This window comes from Laribacter hongkongensis DSM 14985, from assembly GCF_000423285.1.
Lineage (GTDB): Bacteria > Pseudomonadota > Gammaproteobacteria > Burkholderiales > Aquaspirillaceae > Laribacter > Laribacter hongkongensis.
Window position 1 is genome coordinate 13,988 of sequence record NZ_AUHR01000006.1, and the last position, 12,123, is coordinate 26,110.

Consider the following 12,123-nt stretch of genomic DNA (forward strand, 5'->3'; position numbering starts at 1 on the left):
TTGATGGATTTCCTTCCTGCAGGTCGCGCCTTACAGCAGCTTGCTCTGCGCCACATGGCTCAAGAGGTCATTGACGCTGGTGTGCATGATGTCGACGAACATCTGCGGGTACAGGCCCATGCCCAGCACGGCAACAGCCAGAATGCCCAGGATCAGGAATTCCCGGCCGTTGACATCCTGCAACTCGTCTACATGTGCATTGCCGGTTTCGCCAAACACCACACGCTTGTACATCCACAGCGTGTAGGCCGCACCAAAAATCAGCGTGGTCGCAGCAAAGAAGGCATACCAGAAGTTCACCTGCACGGCACCCATGATGACCATGAATTCACCCACGAAGCCCGAGGTTGCCGGCAGGCCGGCATTGGCCATGGCAAAGAACAGGGCAAAGGCTGCGTAAACCGGCATCTTGTTCACCACACCGCCATAGTCGGCAATGTTGCGGCTGTGCATGCGGTCATACAGCACACCGATGCACATGAACATGGCCGCCGACACGAAGCCGTGCGAAATCATCTGAACCAGCGCCCCTTCTACGGCCCACTGGTTCAGCTCACCGGCATCGGTGAACATGAAGAAGCCCAGCGTCACGAAGCCCATGTGGGCAATCGACGAGTACGCCACCAGTTTCTTCATGTCGGTCTGCACCAGTGCCACCAGACCGATGTACACCACGGCAACCAGCGACAGCACGATCATCAGGCTCGACAGCTCGCGGGCAGCATCCGGCACGATCGGCAGCAGGAAGCGCAGGAAACCGTACGCACCCAGCTTGAGGGTGATGGCGGCCAGCACCATCGAACCGCCGGTCGGCGCTTCAACGTGGGCGTCCGGCAGCCAGGTATGCACCGGGAACATCGGCACCTTGACTGCGAACGACATGAAGAAGGCCACGAACAGCAGGATCTGTGCAGTCAGCCCCAGCGGAACGGCCTGGAACCGGGTGATCTCGAAGCTGCCACCGACCTGGAAGTACAGGTAGATGAACGAAACCAGCATCAGGAGCGAACCCAGCAGGGTGTAGAGGAAGAACTTGATCGACGCATACACGCGACGCGGCCCGCCCCATACGCCGATCACCAGGTACATCGGGATCAGCATCGCTTCAAAGAACACGTAGAACAGCACGGCATCCAGCGCGGCAAACGCACCGTTGATCAGGCCGGACATGATCAGGAAGGCGGCAAAGTACTGCGCCACCCGGGTCTGGATCACCTGCCAGCCCGCCAGCACTACCAGCAGGGTGGTAAAGCTGTTGAGGATGATGAACCAGACCGAGATGCCGTCAACGCCGAGGGCGTAATTGATGTTGAGGCTGGCAATCCAGGGTGCCAGCTCGACAAACTGCATGCCTCCGTGCAACGGCTGGAAGTTGAAATACAACGGCAACGAGACCAAGAAACCTGCCAAGGACCCTGCCAGCGCAATCATGCGCGCAAGTCCGGCATTTTTCTCTCCCCCTGTCGCCAAGGTCAGCAACCCGGCCGCAATCGGCACCCAGATCACCAGACTGAGCAGATTCTCACTCATTTTTCGAACCTAGCTTTTCCTTTTGATTCATTCCGCCGCTTACACGCCGACCACAAAAACCGTCAGCAGCACAAGCACCCCGATAACCATCGCCGTGGCATAGCTGTAGATAAAGCCCGTTTGCAGCTTGCGGGTCACCGCAGCCAGCGCACCGACCGCCTTGGCCGAACCGTTCACCACCAGACCATCGATCAGCGTCTGGTCACCGGCTTTCCAGAAACCGGTTCCCAACAGGCGGGAACCCTTGGCAAACACCGCGAAATACAGCTCGTCGAGGTAGTACTTGTTCTCGAGCAGACGGTAGAGCGGATTGACAGCCCTCTGGATGGCCGCAGGAATCTGCGGTGCCACCATGTAGAACAGGAAGGATGTTGCCACACCGGCCAGAGCCAGCCAGAACGGCCAGGTCTGCAAGGCATGCAGCCCCATGGCCAGCGGTCCGTGGAATTCCTCGCGCAGCACTTCCATGGCCGGGTGGGCTTCGGTATTGACGAAAATCACACCCTTGAAGAAGCTGCCGTACAGCATCGGATCGATCGTGAAATAACCCACGAGCACCGACGGAATTGCCAGCAGGACCAGCGGCAGCGTCACCACCCATGGAGACTCGTGCGGCTTGTCGTTCGGCCCCAGGCCATGATGTTCACCATCGTCGTGTCCATGATGTGCATGATGCCCCTTCTGCATCCAGCGCTCCTTGCCATGGAACACCAGGAAGTACAGCCGGAAGCTGTAGAAGGCCGTCACGAACACACCGATGTTGACCGCCAGATAGGCAAAGCCGGCTCCCGGCAGGTTCGATGCATGCACGGCCTCGATGATCGAGTCCTTGGAGTAGAAGCCGGAGAAGAACGGCGTACCGATCAGCGCCAGCGTTCCCAGCAGGCTGGTCAGCCAGGTAATCGGCATGTACTTGCGCAGGCCACCCATGTTGCGCATGTCCTGATCATGATGCATGCCCATGATCACCGAACCGGCAGCAAGGAACAGCAGCGCCTTGAAGAAGGCGTGGGTCATCAGGTGGAACACGGCCACGTTGTAGGCCGACACACCCAAAGCCACCGTCATGTAACCGAGCTGCGACAGGGTGGAATAAGCCACCACACGCTTGATGTCGTTCTGCACGATGCCGAGAAAGCCCATGAACAGCGCCGTGATCGAGCCGATCACCAGCACGAACGACAGGGCCGTATCCGACAGCTCGAACAGCGGGCTCATGCGCGACACCATGAAGATGCCGGCCGTCACCATGGTAGCGGCGTGGATCAGTGCGGAAATCGGCGTCGGGCCTTCCATGGAGTCCGGCAGCCACACGTGCAGCGGGAATTGCGCCGATTTGCCCATGGCACCGATGAACAGCAGGATGCAGGTCACCGTCATCAGCGACCACTCGACACCCGGGAACAGCGATACGGTTGCACCCTTGAGGGCCGGCGCATTGGCGAACACGTCAGCGTAATTGAGCGAACCGCCGAAGTGGTACAGCACCATGCCGATACCCAGCGCAAAGCCGAAGTCACCGACGCGGTTGACCAAGAAGGCCTTCAGGTTGGCGAAGATGGCCGTCTGGCGCTTGAACCAGAAACCGATCAGCAGGTAGGACACCAGACCCACGGCTTCCCAACCGAAGAACAGCTGGATGAAGTTGTTGCTCATCACCAGCATCAGCATCGAGAAGGTAAACAGCGAGATGTAGCTGAAGAAACGCTGGTAACCGGGATCGTCGTGCATGTAGCCGATGGTGTAGATGTGCACCATCAGCGACACGCTGGTGACCACCACCATCATCATGGCGGTCAGGCTGTCGACCAGGAAGCCGACCGAGTACGTCTGTCCTCCGACGGTCAGCCAGGTGTAGACGTCACCGTTAAACGGTGCAGCGCCGTTCAGAAGATCGTTCAGCACCATGAAGGAACCCGCACACGAAACGGCCACCCCGAGGATGGTAATCACGTGCGCCGGGCGACGGCCGATTGCCCAGCCAAACAGGCCGGCAATGGCCGAGCCCACCAGCGGGCTCAGCGCAATCAGCAGATAGAGGCTTTGCTTGTCCATGTTCTCTCTCTATTTCCCGGCTTAGCCCTTGAGTTGACCGAGATCCTCGACGTTGATCGTGGCGAGGTTACGGAACAGTACGACCAGGATCGCCAGACCGATGGCCGATTCTGCCGCTGCCACGGTCAGCACGAAGAACACGAAAATCTGTCCTGCCGTGTCACCGAAGTAGTGTGCAAAAGCAATGAAGTTGAAGTTCACCGCCAGCAGCATCAGCTCGATTGCCATCAGCAGCACGATGACATTCTTGCGGTTCAGGAAGATCCCGAGCACGCTGATGGCGAACATCACGGCCGCGAGCACCAGATAATGCGTCAGTGTGAGCATGAGTGTTTTCCCCTTGTTGCGGCGCTCAGGCGGCCGAGTCTTCGGTGGCCTGCTCTTCCTCGCGCTTGACCGCCTGCATCTTGACGATGCGTACGCGGTCTTCGCGACGAGCCATGACCTGCACTGCCGGATCCACCCACTTGGTATCCTTGCGGTTGCGCTGGGTCAGCGCGATCGCGGCCACAATGGCCAGCAGCAGCAGTACCGCAGCCAGTTCGAACGGATACAGATAGACGGTGTAGATCTGCCGTCCGAGATCCTTGACGTTCGAATAGTCTGCCGCCAGCGCCGCCGGAGACGGCATGTCGGACAGCCCGGCCGCCGGTGAGGTCAGCACGTAGGCCAGTTCGGCAATGAGCACGACCGCTACCAGCCCGGCAAACGGCAGGTGCTTCCAGAAACCTTCCCGCAGTTTCTCGAAGTTGATGTCAAGCATCATCACCACGAAGAGGAACAGCACCATCACGGCACCGACGTACACCAGCACCAGCGCAATGGCGAGGAACTCTGCCTCGATCAGGAGCCAGTGTCCGGCGGACACAAAGAAGGCCAGCACCAGGTGCAGCACGGCATGCACCGGGTTCTTGGCAGTAATCACGCGCAGCCCGGCATACACCAGCAGGACCGACAGCGCATAGAACAGGATCAGCTGGAACGACATGTCACCCCCTAGCGGTATTTGGCGTCGAGTTCACGGTTTTTCGCGATCTCGGCCTCGTACTGGTCACCAATCGCCAGCAGCATCGGCTTCGTGTAGTAGAGATCGCCCTTCTTTTCCCCGTGGAATTCGAAGATGTGGGTCTCGACGATGGCATCAGTCGGACAGGCCTCTTCGCAGAAGCCGCAGAAAATGCACTTCTGGTAATCGATCTCGTAGCGCGTGGTACGGCGGGTACCGTCAGCGCGCTGCTCGGAATCGATGGTGATGGCCATGGCCGGACAGACCGCTTCGCACAGCTTGCAGGCAATGCAGCGCTCTTCGCCGTTGGGATAACGGCGCTGGGCATGCAGCCCGCGGAAACGCGGCGATACCGGTGTACGTTCTTCCGGGTACTGCACGGTGATCTTGCGGCTGAACAGGTGACGCCCGGTCACTGTCATGCCCTTGACCAGCTCCGCGAGCAGGAAGGTCTTGAAGAATTGCTTGATCATGATGTCTCCACCGCCCCTTACTGCCAGATCGACAACGGGCTCATCATCCAGGCTCCAACCACCACAAGCCAGACGAGCGTCACCGGGATAAACACCTTCCAGCCCAAGCGCATGATCTGGTCATAACGATAGCGCGGGAAAGTGGCACGGAACCACAGGAAGAGGAACAGCACAAAAGCGGTCTTGGCAGCCAGCCACACGAAACCCGGAGCCCCCAGCACCGGAACCGATGCCGGCAGCGGCGACAGCCAGCCGCCGAGGAACATCAGCGAGACCATGAGCGAAATCAGGATCATGTTGGCGTATTCGGCGAGGAAGAACACCGCGAAGGCCATGCCCGAATATTCAACGTGGAAACCCGCCACAATTTCCGATTCACCTTCAGCTACGTCAAAAGGCGCACGGTTGGTTTCGGCCACGCCGGAAATCAGGTACACGATAAAAAACGGGAAGAGCGGCAGCCAGTTCCACGACAACACCGAGCCACCCATCATGCCGTGGCCCTGCTGCTCGACGATCTCGACCAGGTTGAGCGAACCCGATGCCATCAGCACTCCGACCAAGGCAAAACCCATGGCGATTTCGTACGACACGATTTGTGCCGCCGAACGCATGGCGCCAAGGAAGGAGTACTTGGAGTTGGCGGCCCAACCAGCAATGATGACGCCATACACACCCATCGAAGTGATGGCCATGATGTAGAGCAGCGACGCATCGATGTTGGCCAGCACCAGATCCGGAGTGAACGGAATCACCGCCCATGCGGCCAGTGCCGGAGCAATGGACAGCACCGGGCCCAGCACGAACAGGCTTTTGTTGGCCTTGGTCGGGAAAATGATTTCCTTGCTCAGGAGCTTGAGCGCGTCAGCGATCGGTTGCAGCAGCCCTTTCGGACCCACGCGGTTCGGTCCTATCCGGACCTGCATGTAGCCGATCACCTTGCGCTCGGCCAGCGTCAGGTACGCCACGCAGCCCATCAGCGGCAGCACGATGGCGACAATCTTGATCAGGGTCCAGGCAGTCATGCCCAGTTCGGCCCCCAGCAGGGATTGCAGGAGTTCCATGGCTTACCCTCGCTTCAGTTCAATGGAGTCGGACGACAGACCGGCCGCAGCGCTAACCGCCAGGCGTACCACACCTTCGGGTACCGCACGGCAGGCAGCCAGCGTCACCGGCACGTCACGGCCATTCACCACCGCCACGGCAGTCCCTTCCGACAGGCCCAGCGCGGCAAGCGTGTCCGGATGCACGCGGGCCACACCGGCCTCCCGGGCATCGCGCGTAGCCTGCAGGCTCGGAGCCTGCCGCACCAGCGGGTCCAGTGCATACAGCGGCACCTCGGCCAGACGCTCCAGCCCTGCGACCGGTGTCGCAGCAACCGACACGCTCAGGCCGGTCAACCCGTTGTCCAGCAGCCCGGCGATATCGCCGTTGCCCAGACATTCGGCACGCACGGCTTCAACCGTTTCGTAATCAAAACCGGCCGCGCCAACCAGGTTGCCCAGCACGCGCAGGACCTTCCAGGCCGGACGGGTATCCCCCAGCGGCTTGACCACTCCGTTGAACGATTGCAGGCGGCCTTCCATGTTGACGAAGGCACCCGCGGTTTCGGTAAACGGTGCAACCGGCAGCAGCACATCAGCCATTTCCAGCAAGGCCGGTGTCTTGAATGCGGTCAGCGCGGCAACAGTCTTGGCCTGGGCCAGGGCAACACGGGCAGCCTCGGCCAAGGCCAGGTCCGCATCCGGCTCTACGTTCAGCAACACGTAGGCAGCCCGCGGCGCAGTCAGCATGGCCTGCATGTCGCAACCGGCCTCCGGACGGCAAACCAGTTCGGCGCCTACGCTGTTGGCGGCTGCAGTCAGCACACCTGCCGTGGCACCGGTCAAACGGGCAATGTCGTTGGCCAGCACCAGAAGTTCGGCAAAACGCGGATGCTGCTCGGCCTGCGCCCCCAGCATGATGGCTGCATTGCCTTCTGCGGCGATCAGGTCGGCCGCCATGCGACGGGCAGCGTCATCCACCTCGACTGCACGTACGTCAATGGACGGCGAAGTATCACGGGCCTCGGCCACTGCACGCAGCACCCGGGCCAGTGCCGGCACCAGTCCGGACGGCTTGACGATGCTCTTGCTGCTGACAGCGCAACGCAGGTCGTCATCGGCCAGACCGACCACGGAAAGCTTCAGGCCTTTTTTGACTGCCTGACGCAGGCGGGACGCCACCAGCGGCTGCTCCTTGCGCAGCTGGCTGCCCACCACCAGGGCCGCCGACAGGTCAGACAGGCTGGCCACCGTACGCCCCAGCCACAGGGCACCGCCCTGCTTGCCGTCTGCGCGGAAATCACTGCGGCGCGTACGGGCATCGACATGTCTGACGCCCAGGGCAGAGGCCAGACGCTTGAACAGGAACAGTTCTTCCAGCGTGGCATGCGACGAGCCGATAAAGCCGATCTGCTCCGCGCCTTCTCGGCCCTGCACGTCCTTCAGGGCATGCGAGACATAATCGAGCGCAGCAGCCCAGTCGGTTTCAATCCATTTGCCGTCCTGCTTGACCATCGGCCGGGTCAGGCGGTTCTCGCTGTTGAGCCCTTCATAAGAGAAGCGGTCACGGTCGGAGAGCCAGCATTCGTTGAGCTGCTCGTTTTCCAGCGGCAGCACGCGCAGCACGCGATGATTCTTGACCTGCACCACCAGATTGCTGCCCAGACCGTCATGCGGCGCCACTGACTTGCGGCGCGACAGTTCCCACGGCCGGGCACTGTAGCGGAACGGCTTGCTGGTCAGCGCACCGACCGGGCAGAGGTCGATCACGTTACCGGAAATTTCCGAGTCCACGGTCTTGCCGAGGAAAGGCAGGATTTCCGAGAGCTCGCCCCGGTTGGCCATGCCGATTTCCTGGAAGCCGCCGATTTCCTCGGTAAAGCGCACGCAGCGGGTGCAGTGGATGCAGCGGGACATTTCCTCTGCAGAGACCAGGGGGCCCATTTCCTTGCCCACGACCGAACGCTTGTCTTCCTGGTAACGACTCCGGGTATTGCCGTAACCCACCGCCAGATCCTGCAACTGGCATTCGCCGCCCTGGTCACAGATCGGGCAGTCAAGCGGGTGATTGATCAGCAGGAACTCCATCACACCCTTCTGGGCCTTCAGGGCCAGATCAGAATGGGTGAATACCTTCATGCCGTCAGTGACCGGAGTGGCGCAGGCCGGCAGGGGCTTGGGCGCCTTTTCCACCTCGACCAGACACATGCGGCAGTTGGCGGCGATCGAGAGTTTCTTGTGGTAGCAGAAATGCGGGATGTAGGTACCGGCCGATTTGGCCGCCTCCATCACCGTGCTGCCGTCGGGAACGGTCAGCTTTTTACCGTCGATTTCGATTTCGAGTGCCATCGTTGCGCTCTTTTCTTCAACCGGCTGCGCCGGTTAACACCATTTGTGGTTGACCAGACACTTCTTGTGCTCGATGTGGTACTCGAACTCGTTGCGGAAGTGTTTGGTGAAGCTGCGGACCGGGAACACGGCGGCATCAGCCAGGGCACAGATCGTGCGGCCGGCCATGTTGTTGCCGACCGAAGCGAGGAGATCCAGGTCTTCCGGACGGCCCTCGCCGTGCTCGATGCGATGGATGATGCGGTAAAGCCAGCCGGTTCCCTCACGGCACGGCGTGCACTGGCCACAGGACTCTTCGTGGTAGAAGTACGCCAGACGCTCCAGGGCCTTGACCATGCACACGTCCTCGTTCATGACGATCACCGCACCGGAGCCGAGCATCGAACCGGCCTTGGCGATGCTGTCGTAGTCCATGGTGCAGTCCATCATGATGTCGGCGGGCAACACCGGTGCGGAAGAACCGCCCGGGATCACGGCCTTGAGCTTCTTGCCGTCCTTCATGCCACCGGCCATTTCCAGCAGCTCGGCAAACGGCGTACCCAGCGGTACTTCGAAGTTGCCCGGACGATTGACGTGCCCGGATACCGAGAACAGCTTGGTACCGCCGTTGTTGGGCTTGCCCTTCTCGAGGAAGCTCTGCCCGCCGTCGCGGATGATGAACGGCACCGAAGCAAACGATTCGGTGTTGTTGATGGTGGTGGGCTTGCCGTAAAGGCCGAACGAAGCCGGGAACGGCGGCTTGAAGCGCGGCTGGCCTTTCTTGCCCTCCAGGGACTCGAGGAGTGCCGTTTCTTCACCGCAGATGTACGCGCCGTAGCCGTGGTGGGCGAAGAGGTCGAAACTGAACTCGCTGTCCAAGATGTTGTTGCCCAGCAGGCCGGCACGACGGGCTTCGTCCAGTGCTTCTTCAAAGCGCTGGTATTCCTCGAAGATTTCGCCGTGGATATAGTTGTAGCCACGCTTCACGCCCATGGCGTAAGCCGCAATGATCATGCCTTCAATCAGGGCGTGCGGGTTGAAGCGGTGGATGTCGCGGTCCTTGAAAGTACCGGGTTCGCCTTCGTCGGTATTGCAAACGAGATATTTGTCACCCGGGAACGAGCGCGGCATGAACGACCACTTCAGTCCGGTCGGGAAACCTGCGCCGCCTCGGCCACGCAGGTTGGAGCCCTTGACTTCGGCAATCACGTCTTCTTGCGGAATCTTGTTGCCGATGATCTTTTTCAGTGCCTGGTAACCGCCGCGCTTGACGTAGGCGTCCAGCTTCCAGCAGTTGGCGTCCGAAGTATCGACACCGTCGAAAATGACGCCGGATACGTACACAGCCATTATTCGAACTCCGCAAGTTTCTGGTCGATCGCTTCGGGGGTCATGAAACTGCACATCTTGTGGTTGTTCACCAGCAGGACTGGAGCATCACCGCAGGCGCCCATGCACTCCCCTTCCAGCAGGGTGAACTTGCCGTCAGCGGTAGTTTCGCCCAGTGCAATCCCGAGTTTTTTCTGCAGGTAGTCTGCCGTATCCACTCCGCCGCGCAGGGCACAGGGCAGGTTGGTGCAAACCGTCAGCTTGTACTTGCCGACCGGCTTCATGTCGTACATGTTGTAAAAGGTGGCAACCTCGTAGACCGCCACAGGTGGAATGCCCAGATAATCGGCCACGAACTCGACCAGTTCGGTGGTCAGGCAACGCTCTTCCGGTGTCCGGCCTTGTTCGCGACGCTCGGTCAGTGCAATGCGCAGTGCGCCCATCACGGCTGAACGAGCCTGGTCTGCCGGGTATTTGGCAACTTCACGATCGATCAGTTGCAGTGCTTCTGGCGACAACATCAGCGGTCAATCTCCCCGAAAACGATATCCTGGGTGCCGATGATGGAGACCACGTCGGCCAGCATGTGGCCACGGCTCATTTCATCCATCGACGACAGGTGGGCATAGCCCGGTGCCCGGATCTTCAGGCGGTACGGCTTGTTGGCGCCATCGGACACGAGGTAGATGCCGAACTCGCCCTTCGGATGCTCGATGCCGACATAGGCCTCGCCTTCCGGCACGTGCATGCCTTCGGAGAAGAGCTTGAAGTGATGGATCAGCTCTTCCATGTTGCTCTTCATGTCGGCACGGCAGGGAGGCGCAACCTTGTGGTTGTCGGTAATGACCGGCCCCGGATTCTTGCGCAGCCAGTCGACACACTGCTTGATGATGCGGTTCGACTGGCGCAGCTCCTCGATACGGACCAGATAACGGTCGTAGCAGTCGCCGTTGACTCCGACCGGAATGTCGAAATCCAGACGGTCATATACTTCGTAAGGCTGCTTCTTGCGGACGTCCCACTCGATACCGGAACCGCGCAACATGGCGCCGGTAAAGCCCAGTTGCAGGGCGCGCTCGGGCGAGACGACACCAATGCCGACCGTACGCTGCTTCCAGATCCGGTTATCCGTCAGCAGGGTTTCATATTCGTCAACACACTTCGGGAAGCGGCTGGTGAAATCGTCAATGAAATCAAGCAGGCTGCCCTGGCGATTTTCGTTGAGGCGGGCCAGTTCACGGTCGTTCTTGATCTTGGAGAATTCGTATTGCGGCATGCTGTCCGGCAGGTCGCGATAGACTCCGCCCGGACGGTAATAAGCGGCATGCATGCGCGCACCGGATACGGCCTCATAACAGTCCATCAGGTCTTCGCGCTCGCGGAATGCGTACAGGAAGACGGTCATGGCCCCGATATCAAGACCGTGCGCCCCCACCCACAGCAGGTGGTTGAGAATCCGGGTGATTTCGTCAAACATCACGCGGATGTACTGGGCCCGCAACGGCACGTCAACGCCAAGCAGCTTTTCTATTGCCATGACGTAAGCGTGCTCGTTGGCCATCATCGACATGTAGTCAAGACGGTCCATGTACGGCACGTTTTGCAGGAATGTCTTGGTTTCTGCCAGTTTTTCCGTACCCCGGTGCAGCAGGCCGATGTGCGGGTCGGCACGCTCGACCACCTCGCCATCGAGTTCAAGCACCAGACGCAGCACACCGTGGGCCGCCGGGTGCTGCGGACCGAAGTTCAGCGTGTAATTGCGGATTTCAGCCACCGTAATTCTCCTCGCGGATGATGCGCGGAGTAATCTCGCGCGGCTCAATGGTCACCGGCTGGTAAATGACGCGGCCTTCGGTCGGGTCATACCGCATCTCGACATGACCGGAAACCGGGAAGTCCTTGCGGAAGGGGTGGCCGACAAAACCGTAGTCGGTCAGGATGCGCCTCAGGTCCGGGTGACCTTCGAACACGATGCCGTACATGTCGAATGCTTCGCGCTCGTACCAGTTGACCGATGCCCATACATCAATCAGGGACGGCACAACCGGAAAGTCGTCATCCGGAGCAAAGAAGCGCACGCGCAACCGCTGGTTGTTCTGCACGGACATCAGATGCAGCACCACGGCAAAACGCGGCCTGTCATGCAGGCCGTCCCGGTAGGTGCTGTAATCCATGCCGCACAGATCAATGCACTGGTCGAAACCGGCCTGATCACGCAGCAACTGGCAGCTAACGGCAATAGAGGAAGCGGAACAGACGATTGTCAGCTCGCCACGGTCGATGGTCGCCGACTCCAGGTGGTCGCCCAAAAGCGACTCCACCCGGGCCTTCAACGCGTCAAGGCTTGATGCCATGTGCG

The 12,123-nt window shown here is 60.2% G+C and carries 11 protein-coding genes; all 11 read right to left on the minus strand.

What is annotated here, in order from left to right:
• Positions 1 to 30 precede the first annotated feature (30 nt).
• From G542_RS0107080 to G542_RS0107130, 11 genes are read right to left on the minus strand one after another with little or no spacing between them, the layout of a single operon-like run.
• Positions 31 to 1,530 (minus strand): NADH-quinone oxidoreductase subunit M, encoded by a 1,500-nt coding sequence (locus G542_RS0107080; protein WP_027823757.1) that lies wholly within the window; start codon positions 1,528 to 1,530, stop codon positions 31 to 33.
• A gap of 39 nt (positions 1,531 to 1,569) precedes the next feature.
• On the minus strand, positions 1,570 to 3,585 hold the full coding sequence (nuoL, locus tag G542_RS0107085) for an NADH-quinone oxidoreductase subunit L (protein WP_027823758.1): 2,016 nt from the start codon (positions 3,583 to 3,585) through the stop codon (positions 1,570 to 1,572).
• Positions 3,586 to 3,606: 21 nt separating this feature from the next.
• Positions 3,607 to 3,912, minus strand: a complete 306-nt coding sequence (gene nuoK / locus G542_RS0107090; RefSeq protein WP_012696022.1) for an NADH-quinone oxidoreductase subunit NuoK — start codon at positions 3,910 to 3,912, stop codon at positions 3,607 to 3,609.
• Between the two features lie 25 nt (positions 3,913 to 3,937).
• The gene (locus G542_RS0107095; protein ID WP_012696021.1) at positions 3,938 to 4,573 is read right to left on the minus strand and encodes an NADH-quinone oxidoreductase subunit J; all 636 of its coding nucleotides are present in this window, start codon (positions 4,571 to 4,573) and stop codon (positions 3,938 to 3,940) included.
• A gap of 8 nt (positions 4,574 to 4,581) precedes the next feature.
• Positions 4,582 to 5,061, minus strand: coding sequence for an NADH-quinone oxidoreductase subunit NuoI (gene nuoI / locus G542_RS0107100; protein ID WP_373276926.1), 480 nt, complete (start codon positions 5,059 to 5,061; stop codon positions 4,582 to 4,584).
• A 20-nt stretch (positions 5,062 to 5,081) separates the two neighbouring features.
• Positions 5,082 to 6,128, minus strand: coding sequence for an NADH-quinone oxidoreductase subunit NuoH (gene nuoH / locus G542_RS0107105; protein ID WP_012696019.1), 1,047 nt, complete (start codon positions 6,126 to 6,128; stop codon positions 5,082 to 5,084).
• A gap of 3 nt (positions 6,129 to 6,131) precedes the next feature.
• Complete coding sequence (gene nuoG / locus G542_RS0107110; RefSeq protein WP_027823759.1) at positions 6,132 to 8,456, minus strand: NADH-quinone oxidoreductase subunit NuoG; 2,325 nt, start codon at positions 8,454 to 8,456, stop codon at positions 6,132 to 6,134.
• A gap of 33 nt (positions 8,457 to 8,489) precedes the next feature.
• Positions 8,490 to 9,785, minus strand: coding sequence for an NADH-quinone oxidoreductase subunit NuoF (nuoF, locus tag G542_RS0107115; protein ID WP_027823760.1), 1,296 nt, complete (start codon positions 9,783 to 9,785; stop codon positions 8,490 to 8,492).
• Positions 9,785 to 10,285 (minus strand): NADH-quinone oxidoreductase subunit NuoE, encoded by a 501-nt coding sequence (gene nuoE, locus G542_RS0107120; protein ID WP_027823761.1) that lies wholly within the window; start codon positions 10,283 to 10,285, stop codon positions 9,785 to 9,787. The genes nuoF and nuoE overlap by 1 nt, the downstream gene beginning before the upstream one ends.
• A complete protein-coding gene (locus tag G542_RS0107125) occupies positions 10,285 to 11,538 on the minus strand; it encodes an NADH-quinone oxidoreductase subunit D (protein ID WP_012696015.1) in 1,254 nt (417 codons plus the stop codon). Before G542_RS0107125 ends, nuoE begins: the two co-directional genes overlap by 1 nt.
• Positions 11,531 to 12,118, minus strand: coding sequence for an NADH-quinone oxidoreductase subunit C (locus tag G542_RS0107130; protein ID WP_012696014.1), 588 nt, complete (start codon positions 12,116 to 12,118; stop codon positions 11,531 to 11,533). Before G542_RS0107130 ends, G542_RS0107125 begins: the two co-directional genes overlap by 8 nt.
• Between the last annotated feature and the right edge of the window lie 5 nt (positions 12,119 to 12,123).